Annotated in this window: 18 protein-coding genes, 1 tRNA gene and 2 pseudogenes; 11 read left to right on the top strand and 10 right to left on the bottom strand. The window is 52.4% G+C overall.

Annotated elements, in window-relative coordinates:
- The first annotated feature begins 1,369 nt into the window (after positions 1-1,369).
- Positions 1,370-1,600: a hypothetical protein gene (locus C8N31_RS19630; protein WP_025049963.1), complete on the top strand. Its 231-nt coding sequence runs from the start codon at positions 1,370-1,372 to the stop codon at positions 1,598-1,600.
- Between the two features lie 256 nt (positions 1,601-1,856).
- Here C8N31_RS19630 and C8N31_RS19625 read toward each other — a convergent pair whose 3' ends face one another.
- Together C8N31_RS19625 and C8N31_RS19620 are read right to left on the bottom strand one after the other, a co-directional pair.
- A complete protein-coding gene (locus C8N31_RS19625) occupies positions 1,857-2,252 on the bottom strand; it encodes a hypothetical protein (protein WP_146173162.1) in 396 nt (131 codons plus the stop codon).
- The gene (locus C8N31_RS19620) at positions 2,240-2,443 is read right to left on the bottom strand and encodes a hypothetical protein (protein ID WP_025049961.1); all 204 of its coding nucleotides are present in this window, start codon (positions 2,441-2,443) and stop codon (positions 2,240-2,242) included. Before C8N31_RS19620 ends, C8N31_RS19625 begins: the two co-directional genes overlap by 13 nt.
- A gap of 233 nt (positions 2,444-2,676) precedes the next feature.
- Between C8N31_RS19620 and C8N31_RS19615 the strand changes: the two genes are divergently transcribed.
- Both C8N31_RS19615 and C8N31_RS19605 read left to right on the top strand, forming a co-directional pair.
- Positions 2,677-4,491: a DUF4214 domain-containing protein gene (locus C8N31_RS19615; RefSeq protein ID WP_025049960.1), complete on the top strand. Its 1,815-nt coding sequence runs from the start codon at positions 2,677-2,679 to the stop codon at positions 4,489-4,491.
- Positions 4,492-4,994: 503 nt separating this feature from the next.
- A complete protein-coding gene (locus C8N31_RS19605) occupies positions 4,995-5,378 on the top strand; it encodes a c-type cytochrome (RefSeq protein WP_231476915.1) in 384 nt (127 codons plus the stop codon).
- A gap of 163 nt (positions 5,379-5,541) precedes the next feature.
- Here C8N31_RS19605 and rpsU read toward each other — a convergent pair whose 3' ends face one another.
- Positions 5,542-5,742, bottom strand: a complete 201-nt coding sequence (gene rpsU / locus C8N31_RS19600; protein ID WP_025049958.1) for a 30S ribosomal protein S21 — start codon at positions 5,740-5,742, stop codon at positions 5,542-5,544.
- Between the two features lie 224 nt (positions 5,743-5,966).
- Here rpsU and C8N31_RS19595 point away from each other — a divergent pair, with 224 nt between their 5' ends.
- Positions 5,967-6,488, top strand: a complete 522-nt coding sequence (locus C8N31_RS19595) for a YecA/YgfB family protein (RefSeq protein WP_025049957.1) — start codon at positions 5,967-5,969, stop codon at positions 6,486-6,488.
- Between the two features lie 4 nt (positions 6,489-6,492).
- On the opposite strand, the gene C8N31_RS20455 is transcribed toward C8N31_RS19595, so the two are convergent.
- Positions 6,493-6,642: a hypothetical protein gene (locus C8N31_RS20455; protein WP_156026920.1), complete on the bottom strand. Its 150-nt coding sequence runs from the start codon at positions 6,640-6,642 to the stop codon at positions 6,493-6,495.
- A 116-nt stretch (positions 6,643-6,758) separates the two neighbouring features.
- Positions 6,759-7,433 carry a Crp/Fnr family transcriptional regulator gene (locus C8N31_RS19590; RefSeq protein ID WP_025049956.1) on the bottom strand — a complete coding sequence of 225 codons (675 nt, stop codon included), beginning with the start codon at positions 7,431-7,433 and terminating at the stop codon, positions 6,759-6,761.
- Between the two features lie 149 nt (positions 7,434-7,582).
- On the opposite strand from C8N31_RS19590, the pseudogene C8N31_RS19585 reads away from it, so the two are divergent.
- Both C8N31_RS19585 and C8N31_RS20740 read left to right on the top strand, forming a co-directional pair.
- Positions 7,583-7,989, top strand: a pseudogene (locus C8N31_RS19585) (HsdM family class I SAM-dependent methyltransferase).
- A 668-nt stretch (positions 7,990-8,657) separates the two neighbouring features.
- Positions 8,658-9,716, top strand: a pseudogene (locus C8N31_RS20740) (site-specific integrase); the annotation flags it as partial.
- Between the two features lie 147 nt (positions 9,717-9,863).
- On the opposite strand, the gene C8N31_RS19575 reads toward C8N31_RS20740, so the two are convergent.
- The 5 genes from C8N31_RS19575 to C8N31_RS19555 form a co-directional block, all read right to left on the bottom strand.
- A tRNA-Glu gene (locus C8N31_RS19575) sits at positions 9,864-9,938 on the bottom strand.
- 90 nt (positions 9,939-10,028) lie between these two features.
- Positions 10,029-11,768 carry a single-stranded-DNA-specific exonuclease RecJ gene (gene recJ / locus C8N31_RS19570; protein ID WP_025049953.1) on the bottom strand — a complete coding sequence of 580 codons (1,740 nt, stop codon included), beginning with the start codon at positions 11,766-11,768 and terminating at the stop codon, positions 10,029-10,031.
- A gap of 77 nt (positions 11,769-11,845) precedes the next feature.
- Positions 11,846-12,814, bottom strand: a complete 969-nt coding sequence (gene glpX, locus C8N31_RS19565; protein ID WP_025049952.1) for a class II fructose-bisphosphatase — start codon at positions 12,812-12,814, stop codon at positions 11,846-11,848.
- Between the two features lie 85 nt (positions 12,815-12,899).
- The gene (locus tag C8N31_RS19560) at positions 12,900-13,766 is read right to left on the bottom strand and encodes an amidohydrolase family protein (protein WP_025049951.1); all 867 of its coding nucleotides are present in this window, start codon (positions 13,764-13,766) and stop codon (positions 12,900-12,902) included.
- Positions 13,763-14,794, bottom strand: a complete 1,032-nt coding sequence (locus tag C8N31_RS19555; protein WP_025049950.1) for an ester cyclase — start codon at positions 14,792-14,794, stop codon at positions 13,763-13,765. The genes C8N31_RS19560 and C8N31_RS19555 overlap by 4 nt, the downstream gene beginning before the upstream one ends.
- 92 nt (positions 14,795-14,886) lie before the next feature.
- Between C8N31_RS19555 and C8N31_RS19550 the strand changes: the two genes are divergently transcribed.
- The 5 genes from C8N31_RS19550 (at position 14,887) to C8N31_RS19530 (ending at position 20,131) form a co-directional block, all read left to right on the top strand.
- Entirely contained in the window at positions 14,887-15,936 is a 1,050-nt protein-coding gene (locus C8N31_RS19550; protein WP_025049949.1) for an ABC transporter ATP-binding protein, read from the top strand.
- Between the two features lie 61 nt (positions 15,937-15,997).
- Positions 15,998-17,206: an ABC transporter substrate-binding protein gene (locus C8N31_RS19545; protein WP_025049948.1), complete on the top strand. Its 1,209-nt coding sequence runs from the start codon at positions 15,998-16,000 to the stop codon at positions 17,204-17,206.
- Positions 17,207-17,295: 89 nt separating this feature from the next.
- Positions 17,296-18,318, top strand: a complete 1,023-nt coding sequence (locus C8N31_RS19540; RefSeq protein ID WP_025049947.1) for a carbohydrate ABC transporter permease — start codon at positions 17,296-17,298, stop codon at positions 18,316-18,318.
- Positions 18,318-19,472, top strand: a complete 1,155-nt coding sequence (locus C8N31_RS19535; protein WP_025049946.1) for a carbohydrate ABC transporter permease — start codon at positions 18,318-18,320, stop codon at positions 19,470-19,472. Before C8N31_RS19540 ends, C8N31_RS19535 begins: the two co-directional genes overlap by 1 nt.
- 122 nt (positions 19,473-19,594) lie before the next feature.
- Positions 19,595-20,131, top strand: coding sequence for an ester cyclase (locus C8N31_RS19530; protein WP_025049945.1), 537 nt, complete (start codon positions 19,595-19,597; stop codon positions 20,129-20,131).
- Positions 20,132-20,216 lie beyond the last annotated feature (85 nt).

The following is a 20,216-nucleotide window of genomic DNA, read 5'->3' as shown; positions in this document are numbered from 1 at the left end:
CGCCCGCAGATGTCTACTTCGGGCGTGACAAAGCCATTCTAAAACAACGCGAAAGGATCAAACGCAAGACGCTCGAAACGCGACGCTTGCATCACAGCAAACACGCCGCATAATCACACTAACCAGATGAGCCAAACTCTCACTTAGTTTAAGCCGCTCTTGGTTCCAAAATCCCTGACGACGGACAGTCCCACTCAACATTCATCGAACTCATTGCGTGTACCGGAGTTGTTAGTTGCATTAAGCAAAGTATTCGCCTGATCGACCTTCCATTTTAGGCGTGAACACCAGAACCATGTTGTTTATAAATATATGTAAATAGGCAGTATTTATGCAGAGAAGGAGCAAATGAAGAACACAGAACTACTTAATTTCAGGATACCAACACAGCTGAAGCAACAGTTTCAGCAAACCTGTAAGAAGCGGAATGTTGCAATGACTTGTGCTTTGAACCACATGATCTTTGAGTACATTTCTGAAGAAAACCCCCTCCCAATAGAAGACGATTGGGAGCCTATCGTTTTCTCAACAGGTGAGGTTTTTGAATAATTGACCGCTGATTTCTCCAAGTTTAGATACTTGCAAATGGAAAGATGCTCTTTCGGAGAAAAAAATGTCGGCAAATTGTGACTTTTTTTCAAACTTGTGTAGCTTTGTTGTATAAATAGAAGTGATGAAACAAAAAATCGTTTCGAACGAAAATGTGAGTGATGACAAACCTCGTGGGGAAACCCTGTAGAGTAACAGCAAGACTTGAATGGATTGTTGGTGCGGATTGAGTTAGGTTCCAGATATATATAATGAAACAGCAAAGGCGAAACCGCTGTTAAAAAATTCTCGTCACGATGAAGGCAATGTTTGCAAGACAACCTTCGTTTTCTAATCAAGTCGTTCCATTGGCTGGTTAGAAATACCGTTAGATGAAGCGCATGTAAAAGGCGAAAGGCTAGCCGCCCTTTCCTGTTGAGATACAGGTTGTGTTAATGGAATGTGATCTAGGCATTATACGTAAAAGCCGATAGACACACCTCTCCTTCTTCGGAAGGTGAAGTGTGTCTATAAAAACCGTAAAATATATCTATTCTAAATCAATATTATTGAATCAAATATGACTTGTGATTGAAGGCTTTAGCCGAAAGAACCTTGACGCGCGAAGCAAGTCAAGAACATTGAATCCAAATAGATATCAGACATGACTCTTGCCTGCATTCAAATCTCACTTAAAGAGCAATACATCTAAATATTTCAACATGATATGATTTTTTCTTTCCATTCTAACCGCTGTATTGAATCAGCAAATTCTCTAATTCGATAAATACATCAGAGGTATAATTTTTGTGCCTCAAAAAAACATATAGGAGTAAGAAATTTGAGTACCCAGATAGCATTGCAGAAAGAATATGACGAGATTTATCAACTTGCTGAGAAAAGGTTGATCCTTAAGCAAAAGTTGAAAAAGACCAAAATTCACGAACGTCAAATTGAGGAACAGCTTCTAGATATTAAAGCTAGAATCCGTAAAATGTCTCACTTTTTCATGTTAGATGAACGTGGTGAGGTAGATATCACTTTACAGTGGATTTTAAGAGGCAAGGCATGAACAGCACTAAAGCCATTCACTTCAAATGCAGTAAGGGGTTAATCAACGAACTTGATAAACATCGAAGCCGGTATATTTCCCGCACAGAATTACTTGAGGTAGCAATCAAGAGATATCTGAAATTCTTACGGGCAAGAGGTGGATCATGAGAATTGAGATACTGTTAATGGGAATGCTAACCTACATTCCATTGGTGGTCTATGTCTCACATATCCACTTTGCGTTTTGGTGACGTCTCGTGCGACAACAGGAAAAATTAACCTGCCTGACACCTCATCACATAAAACGAATTGCCAGTTCGAATGACCCTGTATCTGTTTAGTCCTGACAGAAATCGCTCATACAGTTTTGCACGGCTTTCATCACCAGCACTGATTTCAAAGAAGCTGAGCCTGTTGGTGTAGATGTAGGTTTTGACGATTTTCCAAACCTTTCTGACTATTCTGATTGATGTAGTTCTGTTGTACAGCCGGTGAATCGCCTTTTCAGTGTGACCCCAGCTAAAGCCATCAGATGTTTCCGCATAAACAACAAAGCTGTAGCCATGTTGGAGTAAGATAACATAGGTGATCCTGCCATTTTTGAGCCGCGCAATTTCTATTGTCTGCTTGTCTGGTGAAGAGGTGGCACCTGTAGACGTCATGGTGTCCAAGGACGCTGTTCCTCAAGTGCAAATCTTGCAGCATTCACGTAATCCCTGTCCTCATCACCAAGAACAGTCCAGAATTTGGTGATACTGGCGATGATTTCTAAGACTTTATCAGGTTCTGAGATGTGTTCCTGATTTTTCAACGCAAATTCAAGTGCATCCAACCTTCGTTCAATCTTGTCATGTATCTTCATTGGTTTCCTTTTGTGGGCAGATTTTGACTCAATGCAGCTGGACCAACACAACCCAAGTCCTTTGGCTAGACCTGATTTTCTGTTGGTCAGATATGTATTGTTAGTTTGAAGTTTGAGGTTTCAACTAGGAAGCAAGGCACATTTGCCTAGGCTCCTTCATCAATGCTATCAAGTAAGATGAAGTCGACCAAGTAAGACAGGGGCGATGCTCGTTTATTGGGAGTTTTTCAGATATGGCTTTTCTTACCTCACTTACATTTGGCCTCACAGGAGACTCGGTCGTTGATGCCGCCACGCAAGGTGGCGCGTGGAACCTGTCCCAAACCAATGTTATTAATTGGTCCCTCGCAGATGGTTATTTTGGGGAATTTTGGATATCCCCAGCAGATGCCATAACTCAGATTGATTTGGCTCTTAACTTTGTCGAGGCATATGCGAATATCGACTTCGTTTATACTGGATATTTTGACAATCCTGATACTGCATGGGCCTCTGGGTCTGATATCACTTTTTCTCTTGACGGTACGGGATTGATAACTGGTGACTCATGGGCAGTCGGACACTTTCCTAATTCGCCCAACGCTGTTGCGGCAGGTGATATATTTCTCAACATAAATTCCGAAGGTAACTTTCTTCCAAGTTATGAAGCTGGGTCACAAGGATTTTTCCTCATTTTACATGAGACGTTTCATGCTCTTGGTTTGAAGCATACACATGATGATGGGGGCAGCGGGCGGCCGACGCTGTCGGACCTAGGACTAGCCGATATCAATCAGGATTGGTTTTCGGTTATGTCTTATAATGATGAGTTAACAAATGATTTTTCGTTCGACCCTGCAACTCCGATGTTATTGGACGTTTTTGGTTTGCAATACTTGTATGGCGCAAATCTTACCATTGATGCGGGTGATACCACACACGAAATTGCTGATGCTGATCTATACTATACGATTTGGGACCCTTCAGGCGTAGATTGGATAGACATTACTAATCAACAAGAGGGTTGGTATGTTGAGTTGCCCAACACGATCCTCTCGGACATTAACCCTGTACTGACTGGTGTCGCTCTTCCATCATCAGACTATGAAGATGGTATTCCCAACGCGCCACGGGAACTTGTATGGTTGATGGGTGATATTGAGAACGTAAGTGGTAGCCCGCATATAGACGAAATTCATGGCAACAGGCTCGCAAATTCTCTGCAGGGTTTCGGCGGCAACGATCTAATCGACGGTGGCGAAGGTGCTGATACCGCTGTCTACTCAGGCAACCAAACTAGTTACACACTGGCTCTCAGCCCAACAGGTACATCCGTTACTGATCGTAGAGCAGATGGAAATGGCACTGACACGCTCATCGACATTGAGTTCTTAGATTTTGACACTGATCTGTTTGGTAGCCCGTTCAACCTCGATGTTTTTGCCGGTCCAGCAGGTCTAACTCCTGCGCAGTTAGAAAGCTTCATTGAACTCTATATCGCCTACTTTAACCGTGCACCTGATGCCGTTGGTCTGAACTTTTGGGGAACGCAATTTGCCAATGGTCTAACGCTGGATGAGATGGCCGCCCTGTTTGGTCCACAAGATGAGACACTAGCAACCTATCCTGTTGGCACTGCGAATGACGTATTTGCGACCACAGTTTACAACAATGTTTTGGGCAGGACACCTGATCAAGCAGGTATAGATTTCTGGGTTGGTCAACTTGATTCAGGAAATGTCAGCCGCGATCAATTTATTCTGCAAGTGTTGCAAGGGGCTAAATCAGACCTCAAACCTGAACTTGGTCAAGATTTTGTAGATCAGCAAATCGCCGATCAAGCCTTCCTAGAAACAAAGACAGACATTGGTGCCTATTTTGCGGTTCATAAGGGCATGTCAGACACTGCAAACGCATCTGCTGCCATGGCCCTTTTTGATGGTAGCGCAGGGGGCACTAACGCTGCCGTAGCTGCTATTGACGGTTTCTATGCTGATGCACTTGATGCAGAAAATGGTGAGTTTTTGATGCCTCTGGTGGGGGTGCTGGATGATCCTTTCTTGGTTTGATGGCGAAATGAAATACCCTGTGCAGCTATCCAGTCTTCTGGCATTGCTTTTTCTCCTTTTGGACGTGCCAAACTTGCTGGTTGCTCAAGAGGTCACGTTGCCTACAAGCAGTCCTATTTTGTTGGCTCAGAGTTATTCCTGCGGCAAGACATGTGGGAAAGTTAAAAGCTGTAAGGAGGCGATCTATCAGTGGTGTGTTTGTGGTTACAGAAGGGCTGATGGTGATAATGACGGTGTACCATGCGAAAAGCACTGCGGCCAAAGTTCCCGAACCAGCCTTGCAAGAGTAGAAGCTTTCAAAAAGCAGTTTGGATGCAGATAACTTTTCTGGCGTCCAAAACGGCACAAAGTCGCCCCTAGTTTCCCACGTTCGATTCTCAGGTCAGATTGACCCAAATCAATGCAGGATACTTGTGGGTTGATAGATAGAACATGCCGTGGCCCATTCTGAACTGTGGGTGCAAATCATTGGGAGAGAGTAAATGTCAAACTGCGTCAGATTCTTGGCATTGGCCGTATCAACTTTGCTTTTCACCAGCCCTGCAACTGCACAAGAGGCTACAGGCAAACGTGATTACATGAGAGCATGTGTTTCCTGCCACGGCGCTTCTGGAAAAGGCGATGGACCGATGGCGGATTTGCTAAAGGTGCAGGTCAGTGACCTAACAAAACTTTCAGCCAGCAATGATGGGACCTTTCCACTCCATGACGTGATGATGTTCATTGATGGCCGCTCCCGAATTCGCGCCCATGGAGGAGACATGCCAATATGGGGCCAGCGTTTTGTTCAGGATGCTGAAGACTATGTTGCGCGGTACGAGGCTGAAAACGTTGCTGAAAGGCGGGTCTTGTCACTTGCGTTGTATATTGAGAGCATTCAAGAGTGAGAACTTAAACCTGCAATTCCACCGCCTCAAAAGTCCGACATGATTTACCCAGTAAGAGAACGATATGTCGTCCATTCCGAGATACAGTTAAAGGGTCAGCGAACCTGTTCAACAGGGCCGGAACCTACACTCCGCCAAAATCAAAGAAACAGAATGGACAGCCTTAGGCTTCGCGTTCCATCTTTTTTCGCGCCAGCTTACGAGCGCGGCGCATTGCTTCGGCTTTCTGGCGCACCTTTTTCTCTGACGGCTTCTCAAAATGTTGCTTGAGTTTCATCTCACGAAAAACGCCTTCGCGCTGAAGTTTTTTCTTCAAGACCCGAAGAGCCTGATCAACATTGTTGTCGCGAACACTAACCTGCATCTGGTTTAAGCACCTATCTAGAAAGATTTGTGGAAAACTTGCAGAAAACCAACCGATGTCAATGGCAGTAATGCGCTGTTGGGACGCTTGGGGCAGAAAATGGATATCGCTTCCAAGCCTTTGTGCATTCAAAACACTCTAGTTTAGAAACTTCCTCTAACATAAAGATAGACCTCAACTATGCAGATTTAACTGTCTGCGTGAAGCAGCATGGATGCGCCAGTATGACTGATCTTGAGAGCCTAGATTCTTACCTGTCCTCAGATGACAGCCCTGATGATTGCATGATGCTGTCTGATCTGGATGGCTTTTTGCATGGGGTGGCTTGTTCACCCGTCCAAATCCATGCTGATGAGTGGTTACCAATCGCATTAGGAGGATCACCAGATGACCTGCCTGATTGGGTTTTGCAGAGCATTTCTCTGATCTATGGCAGCATCATCCAAGGCCTTACTTTTGATCCGCCTGAGGTTGAACCGATCTTTTGGCAGGCTCAGGAAGGTCATGTGATTGCGATGGACTGGTGCGAAGGCTTTATGCAGGCAGTGTCTCTTAGGCCTAAACAATGGCTGAGACTCACAGAGAGCGGCACTGGTGGCCAACTCATCACTCCCATGATGGTTCACCTGCTAGATGACAATGGTAACTCAGTGATGGGGATTCCACAGGAACAACTGGATCAGGCTTTGGAACAAGCAGCGGAGATGATTCCTGAATCTGTGGTGGCGATCTATAGGTTTTGGTAGGAGTTCAGAAATGGTTACCCTGCGCGTCAATCAGCGACTGAGTTTCGCGGAACTGGTAGTCTGCGGCGACAACCCATCCAATGGAAACTACTACAGCGGCAAACAATCTAGCTTTTGCGTTGGATATGGTTTCACTGATGCGGTGCGGGGTCATCGGAGTGGTCCTTTTATGCAGGGTTATGGAGAGTGGAGGTCTTATATTTGATCGTCTGACTACAGATTGCAGCAGACAGTCTCTGACGTCAGTGAACCAGATCACACAGGATGAAATTAAATCTGATCTGGGTCAGCAAGCACTGTTAGTGCGGCGCGATCCAACACTGTGAGTCCATCCCTAGAGACTTCAACCAAACCAATGCGTTTCCACACGGCCAGCGTTTTTGAGACAGCTTCACGTGTTGCCCCTACAAATTCTGCGAGTTCGGTTTGTGACAGCTTGAGTTTTTTTAGACTATTTGTCGGCTCAGGGGATAGGTACAACACTTTTCGCGCCAATCTGGTTGGCATAGGTAAGAACACTTGCTCATTAACCTGCCGTCCCATCCACCGCATGCGCTGACCTGCCAAATGAATCATATCAACAGCGAGTTCGGGTTCCTTACGAATTTGGTCAAGCACGTCTGTATTTCTAACTCGCAACACATTTGAAGGTTCAAGTGCAGTTGCTGTTGCGGTGCGGTCACCTGGGTCAAACAATGCTATCTCCCCGAATAGTTCGCCCTGTCGCATTACCGCCAGACCAAGCTTTCGTCCGTTCTGCGCCAACACACTAATCTCAAGTGATCCTGCTACGACAGCAAACAGGGCATCTCCTTTGTCACCCTGCTCAAACAAAACCTCGCCAGCCTGCAATGGGATTTCAGTGGCCTGTTCTCTCAGCATTTTCCGCAACTCAGTTGAAGCCCCAGAAAGAAATCCAGCGTCTGGTAAATCTGTCTGTCCCATGTCGCCTCCCCTTTCCTTGAAATACTGCGTCACAGCTTCGCCGTTTAGTTAGCATTCATCATTTAGACCGGTATGCCAACCTAGCAGCATTTCTCAGACTGTTTTTGAAGTAGACTAGGCCTTACGTTCATAATAGCGCATCAAATATCATGAAAACCACAGCCGGTATGCGTGTTTATGGCCCAACAGCCGATTCTGGTGGCATGTTGATACAGATCAGAAACTATCTGATTGAACACGGTAATAACCCTCAGAACCTATCCCTGTATGGGCAATCTCAAAGATGAACATGTTCCTGCATGGTGTCTTCAACGCTGATATTAGCAAAGGTGATACCCTTGGTGACCCTCAGCACATCTCAGGCGGTGAACTGATGGTTTTTGATCGGGTCATTGCCAATCCGCCATTCTCACTTAAGAAGTGGGGCAAGGAAGCTGCTGACGCTGATCCCTATGGCAGGTATCCTTATGGTACCCCGCCGAAGGATGCAGGTGATCTTGCATTCATCCAGCACATGATTGTGCCTCTAGATGCCGATTCACAGGTAAAGCATTAAAATTAAAAGATATTTCTAGACGCGGAGTTCGATTTTTCTTGACTTTGCATGAAGCGTATGTTAGAAATCCATATCTCAGATTCAATCCTGCCCAAGGATTGGTCAGCATATTTCATCTATCTGAGACCCCCCTCCATTTGAGAATGCAGGTCCGTTGTGATCTGTTTGTGTGTTATGTCATTGAGGCATTTATTATTTTGATATTGGAGGCTTTTACGGTTGATCAGTTTTGATTGGCTTTTTGAAACCTTGAAGGGAGAATAGATGATTAAATGCATTTTGATATATTTCCGCTGCGATACAACTACACTCAAGAACTGGTACTGAACTCTCAAATTTATAGCTGTGTTGAACATGCTCTGGCGAAAGCAAGAAAAGTCCATGTTCTGTTGTTCAGGGCAACCGCAGAAATTTTTGTAAGTCTAAGAATACTCAGATCAACTAATGCACAGGGGGGATGCTGATATGCCTGCAGCCCGTCTCACGAAAGCATCAGTTAGGAACGCCATCTTGGGAGTGACTGAATCTGGCCTACAGCCGTCATCAATGGAATTTTTGGCTGATGGCAGCATGCGATTTGAATTCTATGAGAGTGGCTTGGTATCAAACGTTGGTTCGTTTGCTAACCTTGATCATGATCAAGAACCGTTGTCTTGGGAGGAAGCAATATGAAGCATTCATCAGATTATTCTGGGCTGTGCCGCGAAAGGACACCAGCAGGGACGACACGGTGGCGTGTTCGAGTCGAGGGCAATAAAACCAAGAAAATTTCATTGCCATTTGGGCCCGATCACGATGACTTTCGCATGCACTATTTAGCTGGGCGTGAAGGTCGAAAACTCGAAGCCCTGCCGCAAACAAAAGTAATGCGTGGCACACTTGATGAAATGTGCAATCGCTTCATCCTTTGGATGGATCAGCAGGTCATAGCTGGCAACCTCTCCCTACAGACTGTTAGCAGCCGACAAAGGGGCCTCTCGCAGGCATGCGGCTGCCTCTCGCCAAAGGGCTTACGGATTGGGTCATTGAAAGCAGATTTGCCACGAGAAGCATTTGTTGCAATTCGAGATTCTTTCGGGCCTCGGACTGGTGCTGCAGACACATGCCTGAAGGCACTGCGCGCTGTCTACAAATGGGGTGAAGATTATGGCTATCCAGAGAACAGCAAGGTCTTTCAAATTAGGAGCAATCACCGCCCCAAAGGTGGAGCAAAGCCTTGGTCAAAAGAGGATCGGGAACAATTTCTGAGACAACATGGGGCTGGGACCATGGCAAGGCGATGGTTCTTGCTTGCTTTCGATACGGCTGGCCGGATCGGCGATACATTCTCGCTAGGGCCTCAGCATTTGCGACTTGAAGAAGATCGCATGTTTCTAGCTTGGCAACCCAAAAAGCGTGGTTCCCAGCCAGTAAAGGTACCATTGTCTGAGGAGTTATTGGAAGAACTTGCTACGGTTTTGGATGACGATCAAACCTTTCTAAGCACAGACTATGGGAAGCCCTTTGCCTCTTCTGGCAGCCTAGATAACCGCGTCAGAAAGTGGATTATTCAAGCTGGTCTATATGACCTGATCGAAAATGAACTTGGTGAGGTTTCAAAGAAAGCAAATCGTTCTCAGCATGGTATTCGCAAGGCTAAGGCTCAAGAAATTGCTGAACAAGGAGGGACCGTCTACGAGGTTATGGCGTGTCTATCTCATTCAGACCCAAAGACGGCGGCAATCTACACCAAACTTGTGGATAGGGAGCGTCTTGCAAAGAAAGCCGCTGAACGAGTTGAGGCAGGACGTGGAAACGAACGTGTACCACGGTCAGAAGATCGTGGGGCACTTGATAATCTAAGTGTCTGTGATCAGACAGATATTTTGGGTAAGTGGCAGCCCGTAGGGGAGTCGAACCCCTCTTTTCAGGTTGAAAACCTGACGTCCTAACCGATAGACGAACGGGCCACTGTCTGTGAGCGGTTCTTTAAGCAAAGGCGTCTGGACCCGCAAGCAGAAATTTCACACAAAATGAAAAAACTTGAGTGCGGCCAGACTTTAGGCCCGTGCAGCATCTTCCAAACGCAGTTGAACGCTCTGGCGGCCGCGCCACGCATTGATGTCCAGACGCCCTGCGAGGTGGAACCTCGCACCGCCGTGATTCTCAAGTGCAGGCCCAAGGGGGCCGTCAAAGGCACCAAAAGCGATGGCGTCCATCTTGGTGCCCAACCCATCGCCAAAGCTGATCTTGAGGTGGCTCTCGCCAACCCGTTTGGCAAAAAAGATCTTCATTTCGGCAAAGACAAAGCGCGGGGCAGGGGCGGCAGATCCAAAGGGGCCGGCCTGTTCGATCATCTCGGTCAGCTCCACGGTTGCGGCCTCCGGCATCATCAAGCCGGTCACCGACAGATCCGCAGGTCCAGCCAGATGTGCGCCCTGTTTGGCCAGCAATTCGCCAAGGCGTTCCATCGCCGCGTCCAGCTTGTCTTCCGCGACCGTCAACCCGGCGGCCATTTTATGACCGCCGCCTTTGATCAATAACCCTTCGGCGGCCAGCCGTTGAATAGGTGCGCCCAGATCAATGCCGGATACGGACCGGCCTGATCCTTTGCCGATGCCGTCCTCGATGCCGATGACAATAGAGGGGCGGTTGGAGGCTTCTTTCAGGCGCGATGCCACAATGCCCACAACGCCGGGGTGCCAACCGGGGCCGGAGGCCCAGACCAGTGGCGCGTCAAACCCACGGTCTTCGGCTTGGTCCAGCGCGGCGGCTCGCACAGAGGCTTCGACCTCTCGGCGTTCGGTGTTTAACGTATCCAGCCTTTCGGCCAAGGCGGCCGTTTCATGCGGATCATCAGAGGCCAGCAACCGTGCGCCCAGATCGGCTTGCCCGATCCGCCCGCCGGCGTTGATCCGCGGCCCCAACAGGAACCCAAGGTGATAGGCGGTTGGCGCCGTGTCCATCCGCGCCACATCGGCCAGCGCGGCCAGCCCGGGCCGCTCACGCCGTGCCATCACCCGCAGACCTTGCCGGACAAAGGCGCGGTTCACTCCGGTCAGCGGGGCGACATCTGCCACGGTCGCCAGCCCCACCAGATCCAGCATCGCCATCAGGTCCGGACCTTTGACGTGTACCTCGCGCAGTTGTCGCCCGGCCTCCACCAACATCAGGAACACCACCGCCGCCGCACATAGATGCGCACAGGCGCCGTCTTCGTCCTGCCGGTTCGGGTTCACCACGGCCAGTGCATCGGGCAATGTCTCGCCGCCCAGGTGGTGATCCAGCACAATCACATCCGCGCCTTTGGCTGCGGCAATCGGGCCATGAGACAACGTCCCGCAATCCACACAGATGATCAGATCGTGATCCGCCGCCAGCGCCGCCATGGCCTCGTCGTTGGGGCCATAGCCCTCATCAATCCGGTCGGGCACATAAAGTGTCGCATCATGGCCCATCTGTCGCAGCCAAATCAGCAGCAGTGCGGCAGAGCTGCCGCCATCCACATCGTAATCGGCAAAGACCGCGATCTTTTCGCGGTTCTTCAGGGCTGACAGAAACCGCGTTGCGGCCTGTTCCATATCTTTCAGGGATCGTGGATCCGGCAGCAGATCACGAAGGGCCGGGGCCAGAAACGCCTCGGCCTCTTCCGCGGGCACGCCGCGCCGCGCCAGAACCTGACAGACCGCCATGGGCAGGGCGCTGCGCTGCAAGATCAGCTCGGAAGCGCGTTCCACTTCGACGCCGGGTCCAACCCAGCGTCTGCCGGTCAAAGAAGCCTCTACGCCTAGAAAATGCACGCGCTCGCCTCCTTCAACTTCATTTGGCCCTTAAACCTCCCCGCGGAGCGTCCCAAGGCCGCGCCCATCACAGGGGCTTAGTGGGTCTCGACAGGGGTGCGGTAATTGATCCGCCGCACCGATCCGGTTTTGGACCGCATGATCAATGTTTCGGTGGTCATCCAGCCCGGCTCGCGTTTCACACCGGGCAGCAAAGTACCGCCTGTGACGCCCGTTGCGGCAAAGATCACGTCTTCGGTCACCATCTCATCACGGCTATAGACCCGGTCCAGATCGGTGATACCTGCCTTGGCGGCACGGCCCCGTTCGTCATCGTTGCGGAACAAGAGGCGGCCATACATCTGTCCGCCCATACATTTCAGGGCCGCCGCGGCCAGAACACCCTCAGGTGCGCCGCCATCGCCCATATACATATCAATGCCAGTGTCCGGATCGGCGCAATGCATCACACCGGCCACATCGCCATCGGTGATCAGACGGATTGCGGCGCCTTTGGCGCGGACTTCGGCGATCATCGCCTCGTGGCGTGGACGTTCCAGAATGCAGACAGTGATGTCTGCCACGTCACAGCCTTTTGCTTTGGCCAATGCCTCAACCCGTTCTCCGGGGGACATGGACAGGGTCACAACATCGGTTTCATAACCGGGTCCAATCGCCAGCTTTTCCATATAAACGTCTGGCGCATGCAGCATGGATCCGCGCGGGCCCATGGCGATCACGGTCAGGGCATTGGGCATGTCCTTGGCAGTCAAGGTGGTGCCTTCGAGCGGATCCAGCGCGATATCCACGCCCGGCCCGTTGCCGGTGCCGACCTCTTCGCCGATGTACAGCATCGGCGCCTCGTCCCGTTCGCCTTCGCCGATCACCACAACACCGGCGATGTCCAGCAGGTTCAGCTGCTCGCGCATGGCATTCACCGCCGCCTGATCCGCCGCTTTTTCGTCGCCCTTGCCAACCAGCTTGGCCGAGGCCAGTGCGGCGGCTTCGGAAACGCGGGCAAGGCCCAGCGACAACATGCGGTCTTGGAATTGGGCGGAAGCAGTCATGAGCGATGTCCTTGATGGTCAAAAAGTCAGCTCATGCTCTAACCGCCCATGCCCATTGGCACAAGCATCCAGTGGCCGCGCGGCCCTATTTGAGGCTGTAAAAACCTGCTGCGGTGCTGCCAAAGACCGCCTGTTTGGCGTCTGTTGGCACGATCGCCTCATAAGCGTCGATCAGCGTTTCATAATCGGAGTAGAGCGAATCTACAGGAAAGTTCGATCCGAACATACAGCGGTTCGGGCCAAATTGATCAAGACATGTCTCGATGATCGGGCGGATGCTGTCTGCGGTCCAGTTGTGATCAAACATCCCCAAACCGGACAGTTTGCACGTCACCTGCGGGCGCTCGGACAGACGGCGCAGGGATTTGGCCCATGCGGCGATGCCCGCGGCACTGCGGTCATGGGGCGATCCGGCATGGCACAGGGCCACAGGCACGTCTGGCGCGTGATCGAGCACCTGTGCCATGCCATCATAAAGCTCGGGGATGAGTTGCAGATCGAAGGACAACCCGCGTTTGCCTGCCAGCGCAAGCCCTTTGGCAAACGCGGGGTTGTCCAGCAGATCGTTGGTGCCGGTCACAGCGTCCTCGCCGGGGGCGCGGCCAACGATCTGCCGCACACCGCGCAGGGTGCTGAGCGTCTGGAAATGATCCAGCTGCGCGTCGAGGTCGGGGGCGGTCAGATCGCAAAACACCACCTGCGCCAAAGGCCAGTCCGGCGCATTGTCCGCCACCATCTGCACCCAGCCAGCCTCGGCGATGCTATCGGCGGCGCCAACCTGAATATGGACTGAGGCGTTAAATCCGGCGGCATCCTTGCGAAACTGGTCCAGCAGATAGTCACGTTGGATCGGGGCGGGGTCGCCAAAGAACCGTTCCACCCCCTTGGCCATAAGCCAAGGGTAATGCACCGCGCCGAGATCCCAAAGATGATGGTGCGCGTCTATTCTCATGTGCTCTGCCCTGTGGCTTCGGCCAGAAAGTCGCGACCTTGGGTTTTCCAGAAATGCAGCAGGTCGATGAAGATCCAGTTCTCGGCCAGTTTGTCACCGTCGCGGCGGTAGATATCGATCACCCGAAATTCGCCGCTGGTGTCGCTGCCGGGCAGTCCCATAAAGCCGCCTGTTGGGCGGGCGGTGAAATTGGGCCAACCGAAAAAGCCGCCATAGTGGCCCTCAGCCAATCGGGCGATATGTTTGGTCTTGGCGCGGTCGGTAAATCCGGCGCGGAACGGGCCCGCGTGTTGTTTGGCATAGCGTTCAATGGTGTAGGTTGCGCCGATCCCCTCTGGTCCCCACCAGATCATATCGTCGTGCCACGTGCGGGCCAGCTCGTCCTCAAGGGTCAGGCCGGATTTCCACTGGCCCAGATCACTGATCATCGCGTTGATGGCGGCAAGGGTGGCTGCGCCTTCCTCATCGGGCTGATCGTCAAGCAACAACCCATCGTGGGTCATCGGTCCGGGCTGGATCAGATGAAAGGCCGTTTGTGAGGGGAAGGGGCATTGCCCGGCCTGGGTCATCAGGTGTGGAATGTCGAAGTACATGGCTGTTTCGGTGATTTTGCCATTCTCGACCCGGTCAAAGCTGCAATACCGCAGGAACGCCATCTTGTTGGTGGGTTTGATGCCCAGCCACGTCTGATCAAACAGCCCTACCAAATGGCCCATCGACACCACCCAGACCCCTTTGAAGCCGTCCATTTCGTTGGTGCCGGCAAAGAAGATATCCTCGCGCCTTTGCATCCGGGTGAGGGCAGTGCGCAGGGGCTCCCAAAAGCGGGCGGCGACGGTCTCTGCGCCGTTGATAAGCCCAAAGGGATGGAAGCCGCGCCAGAGATAATCTTCGGCAACATCACGCTGCATCGATTCGCCGATTTTCGCTGGATCTGCCGAAATGAGGGCGGCATGGTGGGCGCGGACGAGGCGCTTTTCTTCTTTAAATGTTAACACGTTATAAGCCTGTGGTTCAGTTTTTTGCATACGTTTGCGAAAAAGAACTTGCCGTAAGGTAGGTCACATGTCTACCCTTGTTGCAAACGTATGCAAAAACATCATTGCGGGGGGAGATCGCTTTGGCCGAAATCAAATTGTCCGGCGTTTCAAAACGATGGGGTGCCTTCATAGGTGTCAATAAATTCGATCTGACGATTGCGGATCGTGAATTTCTGGTTCTGCTGGGGCCTTCGGGCTGCGGCAAAACAACAACCATGCGCATGATCGCAGGTCTGGAGGATCCCACCGATGGTGAGATCCTGATCGACGGTCAGGTGGTAAATGATCTGGAACCCAAAGACCGCGACGTGGCGATGGTGTTCCAGAGTTACGCGCTTTATCCCAATCTCAACGTCTATGAGAACATCCGCTTTCCATTGCGGGTGCGGGGGGTCGATGCCTCAACCCACAATGAAAAAGTGATGCGTGCCAGCGCGATGGTGGAACTCGACGAGTTCCTGCACCGCAAGCCGGCCGAACTTTCAGGTGGTCAGCGCCAGCGTGTGGCCTTGGCCCGTGCCATTGTGCGTGAGCCAAACGTGTTCTTGATGGATGAACCTCTGTCCAACCTCGACGCCAAGCTGCGGGTGTCTACCCGTGCGCAGATCAAGAACCTCAGCCACGAGCTGGCGGCGACCACCATTTACGTGACCCACGACCAGATCGAGGCGATGACCCTCGCGGACCGGGTTGTGGTGATGGAAAAGGGGATTGTTCAGCAGGTTGGCAGCCCGACAGACATCTATGACCGTCCGGCCAACACCTTCGTCGCCAGCTTTATCGGCAACCCGGCGATGAACCTGATCGACGGCGAGATCGCGGGCGGCGCCTTTACGGCCAAGCACACCAACATTCCGGGCCTGACGGCCAAGGATGGCCCGATCACTCTGGGCTTCCGCGCAGAAGATGCGACAGTTTCGGCAGAGGGCGGCAATATCAACGCGCCGATCTACACGCTGGAGCTTTTGGGCGACGCGACCATGGTCAGCGTCCGGATCGGCAGTGCGCTGGTCAGTGCCCGGGCGGACAAGACATTCCGCGCCGAGATCGGCGATATGGTGTCGATCACGATACCTCAAGATCACTGCCACTTGTTTGATGCAGAAACAGGGGCACGGCTGGAGGATTGATCCTCCGGCAAACCGAACCGCGCCCTAAAAGGCGCGGCTTTATCTACAGGGAGAAAACCAAATGAAACTCAAGACAATCCTCATGGCAGGTGTAATGAGCGTTGCAGGCAGCATTGTTGCTGCTGATTGTGCGTTTGAAAACACTGTCGAAGTACGTTCGCTGTCTGCGGGCTTTGAAGCGTGGAAAGCCGTCACAGACGCGATGGCAGAATGCGGCAACGTCGAAGCAAACCTCGACCAGGACTTCCGCGAAAAGCAGCCAGAAGCCTTTGCTGCGAACCCATCGCTGTATCACATTGGCGGCGTTGCCAACTCCACCATGATCCCGCTGCTGACAAGCGGCTCGATCCGTCCGTTGGATGATCTGGTTGCCAAATATGGCCAGAACCTGACGCCAAACCAGAAGATCACTGTGGATGGCAAGATCATGGCGATTGCCATGATGGTGAACAACCAGCACCTGATGTTCCGTGAAGACATTCTGAATGATCTGGGCATCGCTGTTCCGGGCACCTATGACGAAGTGCTGGCCGCGGCCGAGAAAATCAAAGCGGCAGGCGTTGTTGACTATCCGCTGGGCGGCACATTCAAGACAGGTTGGAACCTCGGCGAAGAGTTCATCAACATGTATCTGGGCGAGGGCGGTTCGTTCATCGACGGCAACAACATGCCAACGATCAACAACGAAAAGGGCATCAAGTCTCTTGAGACACTCAAAGCTCTGACCGCTTACATGGATCCAGAATACCTTGTGTCCGATTCCACCTACGTTCAGCAGCAGTTCCAGCAGGGCAAAATCGCCATGGCGAACCTCTGGGCCAGCCGCGGCGGCGCAATGGATGACGAAGCGGAAAGCCAAGTTGTCGGCAAAGTCAAAATGGCCGCTGCGCCAATGGGTTCTGCTGCACCTGCCTCCTCGATCTGGTGGGACGGTATCGTAATCGCCTCCAACATCACTGACGAAGAAGCCGAAGCGGCATTCCGCGTTGCGATGGAAGGCATGGACGAGGAAGTCGTCAAAGCCAACAACGACGCGGCTGTTTGGCTGATCAAAGGCTATGAGCCTGGTCCACTGGCAGCCGGCGCTGCGGCGACCGCACAAAAAGGTGCCAAGCCTTACCCTGCGTCCGGCCCGATGGGCATCATGCACACCTCTTTGGGTAACGGGATCTCCGACTACCTGACCGGTGCAAAAGACGCAGCAACTGCGCTTGCAGACATCGAAGCAGCTTACAAAACAGCTGCCAAAGAATCCGGCCTGATCGACTGATCCGGTTGCGGGGCCGCCTTTTGCGGGCGGCCCCGATTTCCCAAACCAACTAAATTAACAAACAGCCGAATACCGGAAAGGGAGGTCGCATGAAGTTCAAGACATTCGCCGCATTTGTCGGCCCGTCCGTATTGATAATGCTGATTTTTATTGCTTTCCCGCTGATCTCGGTGTTCTGGCAAAGCTTTAATCTGACACAGCCTATCTACAAAACCATCGAGGTTGAGACTTGCACGCCGGGGTTCCTGACCCAGACCTGTACGTTGGAAACCCAAACCATCCCGGAGCTGGATGAACATGGCGAGGTGATCACCGAAACCACCTTTGTCGGACTTCAAAGCTACCGCAACGTGCTTGAGCTGGACCGTTTCTGGGCCGCTGTGTCCGAAGGGGCCTGGAGCAAGTTGCAAACCATTGATTTCTGGAAAGCTCTGCGCTTTACCCTGATGTTTACGCTGGTCACCCTGCCACTTGTTGTTGGCACCGGATTGCTGATCGCGCTGTGCATCAACAACGCCAGCCGCGCCATTCGCGGGCCGGTGATCTTTATCTCGCTGTTGCCGTTCGTTGTGACCCCTGTGATTGGCGCGCTGTCGATCAACTGGCTGTTCCGAGGTGACGGTATTCTGACCGCCTTTCTGGAATGGTGGACGGCCAAGGATCTGGCGCTCTTTGCGCAGGCCTGGACCATCGAATTGATGATGATGTTCTACCGCGTCTGGCACGTCGCGCCTTTTGCCGCGATCATCTTCTACGCTGGCCTCCAGACGGTGAACCAAGACAGCCTCGAAAGCGCCGTGATCGACGGGGCAAGCCGCTGGCAGCGTCTGCGCCTGATCATCGTGCCGCATCTGATGCCGTTGATCATCTTTGTGACCATCATTCACCTGATGGATTGCTACCGCGCCTTCGAAGAGATCGTCGGCTTCAGCAGCCAGGGCTACGTGATTTCCCTGCAATGGCTGACCTATGACTTCCTTGTGCCGGATCAGGCAGGCAACCGCTCTGTTTCACGGGCATCGGCCTCGGCCATGCTGACAATGATCGGGATTGCGATCCTGCTCGTGCCACTTCTCAAGCGCACCTGGCGCGACCATCGGGGGACCCACTAATGACTGCTCGCGCCCTTCAACAACCGACATCACTCAAGATCGCGTCAGGCAGTTTTCTGGCCATCTGGAGTGTGATCGCCGCCTTCCCGATCTTCTGGATCACGGTGATGAGCTTCAAATCCCCCGTGGATGCCTTCGACAGCAACCCATTGAACGTGATCTTCGGCCCCGAAACGGTGGCCAAGGGCAACGGGCTCTCGTTGTTTGATATCGTGTTTGGTGTGGTGCTGATCTATTTTGTGATCCGCCTCTGCATGCAGCGGTTGCCCGCACTGGTCGAACGCCACTCTCCCGGCGGTTGGCTGGTGCTGGGCTGGATCATTGCCGCCGCGCTGGCGGGGGTTGCCGTGATCTTTTTGTTCCTCGGTGTCTTTCCCGTGGTCAGCAATGTGGTGAACCCGCTGCTTGGCCCGCTTGGCACTGCCGTTCTGGGCGCAACCACGGAACACTATTACACCGTTTGGTTCGAACGCGGCTTTGCCAATAACTTTGCCAACTCGCTGATCGTGACAGCGGGCGTTGTGACTGTCTCTTTGACGGTTGGGACATTGGCTGGCTACGGTCTGGCGCGGTCCGGTTCGGTTCTGGCCTTCTGGCTGCTGATCATCGCACTTATTTTCCGCGCACTGCCGCATTCGGTTCTGGTGGCAGGCTACCTGCCTGTGTTCATCAGCTCCTCTGAATGGCTGGCCCCGATCTTGGGTGAAAACGCGCCCACACTTTACGGCAAGCCCATCGCGGTGATTGCGGTTCTGGTGGCGATCAACCAGCCCTTTACGATCTGGATGCTGCGCAGCTTCTTCTCCAACATCCCTGCGGATCTGGACGAGGCGGCACGTGTGGACGGCTGTTCACACTTCAAAGCCTTCCGTCTGGTGATCATGCCAGTGATGTGGCCGGGGGTGATCACGACAGGTCTCTTCAGCTTCTTGCTGGCCTATAACGACTTCCTCGTGACCTCGCTGCTGCTTGATGCCAGCAACCAAACCATGGTTCCGGCGATTGCAGGTATGTTCAACCGCGAAACCACCACCACCGACCAAGTGGTCGCTGTGGCTGCGGCGGTGTCGATCACCGCGCCACTGTTCCTGCTGGTGATGGTCTTCCAACGCCAGATCGTCAGCGGCTTGACCGCCGGTGCGGTGAAAGGCTGATGAGCAGCAAGGCACGACATGGGGCAACAACCCGGCATCCGGCCCTGAACCGGATGCCGCGGGACTTCATAGGCAGGATCGGCGCGTGCTGATCTGAAACCTATGCAAGAAAGGATGATCCCATGAAAGGATCCCGACCCGAACAAGCCGTGCTGAGCCGTGATACGGACCTGAGTAAAACTGACGAGACCCGCGCCGTTATCGAAGGCATGGTGGATGGGCTGAATGACCATACGATTGATGGCATCGGCGCATTCTTTCAAGAAAGCTTTCGCTGGATGGGCAACACCGGTTGCGGCACCAAAACCGGATTGAAACAATTTCAGGACAACTGGCAGCGCCCCTTTCAGGCGGCGTTCTCGGACAAGGTCTGTGTGGATGAGGCCCGCCTTTACATGGGCGAATGGGCTGCGGCCTTTGGCCGGCAGGAGGCCACACACTCCGGCGACTTCATGGGCGTCGCGCCCACAGGAAAACGAATTGAAATCCGCTACATGGATTTCTGGAAAGTCGAAGACGGCAAGATCTCGGACAACTGGGTGATGGTCGATTTTCCGCATGTATTGGCCCAGCTGGGCGTTGATGTGTTCAACGGCGAAGGCTGGGAAAGCTATGACCGGGGCGAAAAAACGCCGCCCCGGCCCGACAATCAAGGATAAGAGCAATGGCGATCGAATTTCTCAAGCGCAGCAAGCCCGAGACAGAAAAAGCAGAAGATGACGCGAAGGTGCGGGATGTTGTGGC

Origin of the sequence: Sulfitobacter mediterraneus (assembly GCF_003054325.1) — a bacterium.
Classification (GTDB): Bacteria; Pseudomonadota; Alphaproteobacteria; order Rhodobacterales; family Rhodobacteraceae; genus Sulfitobacter; species Sulfitobacter mediterraneus.
The sequence above is the reverse complement of the archived record's forward strand: the minus strand, read 5'-3'. Positions and strand labels throughout refer to the sequence as shown.

What these genes read in the sequence shown, in the direction of transcription:
- C8N31_RS20455 (WP_156026920.1), bottom strand. Translation starts at nt 6,642, where the DNA reads ATGACCCCGCACCGCATCAGTGAAACCATATCCAACGCAAAAGCTAGA.
- C8N31_RS19530 (WP_025049945.1), top strand. Translation starts at nt 19,595, where the DNA reads ATGAAAGGATCCCGACCCGAACAAGCCGTGCTGAGCCGTGATACGGAC.
- C8N31_RS19590 (WP_025049956.1), bottom strand. Translation starts at nt 7,433, where the DNA reads ATGGGACAGACAGATTTACCAGACGCTGGATTTCTTTCTGGGGCTTCA.
- glpX (WP_025049952.1), bottom strand. Translation starts at nt 12,814, where the DNA reads ATGACTGCTTCCGCCCAATTCCAAGACCGCATGTTGTCGCTGGGCCTT.
- C8N31_RS19560 (WP_025049951.1), bottom strand. Translation starts at nt 13,766, where the DNA reads ATGAGAATAGACGCGCACCATCATCTTTGGGATCTCGGCGCGGTGCAT.
- rpsU (WP_025049958.1), bottom strand. Translation starts at nt 5,742, where the DNA reads ATGCAGGTTAGTGTTCGCGACAACAATGTTGATCAGGCTCTTCGGGTC.
- C8N31_RS19595 (WP_025049957.1), top strand. Translation starts at nt 5,967, where the DNA reads ATGACTGATCTTGAGAGCCTAGATTCTTACCTGTCCTCAGATGACAGC.
- C8N31_RS19545 (WP_025049948.1), top strand. Translation starts at nt 15,998, where the DNA reads ATGAAACTCAAGACAATCCTCATGGCAGGTGTAATGAGCGTTGCAGGC.
- C8N31_RS19540 (WP_025049947.1), top strand. Translation starts at nt 17,296, where the DNA reads ATGAAGTTCAAGACATTCGCCGCATTTGTCGGCCCGTCCGTATTGATA.
- C8N31_RS19535 (WP_025049946.1), top strand. Translation starts at nt 18,318, where the DNA reads ATGACTGCTCGCGCCCTTCAACAACCGACATCACTCAAGATCGCGTCA.
- C8N31_RS19555 (WP_025049950.1), bottom strand. Translation starts at nt 14,794, where the DNA reads ATGCAAAAAACTGAACCACAGGCTTATAACGTGTTAACATTTAAAGAA.
- C8N31_RS19620 (WP_025049961.1), bottom strand. Translation starts at nt 2,443, where the DNA reads ATGAAGATACATGACAAGATTGAACGAAGGTTGGATGCACTTGAATTT.
- C8N31_RS19615 (WP_025049960.1), top strand. Translation starts at nt 2,677, where the DNA reads ATGGCTTTTCTTACCTCACTTACATTTGGCCTCACAGGAGACTCGGTC.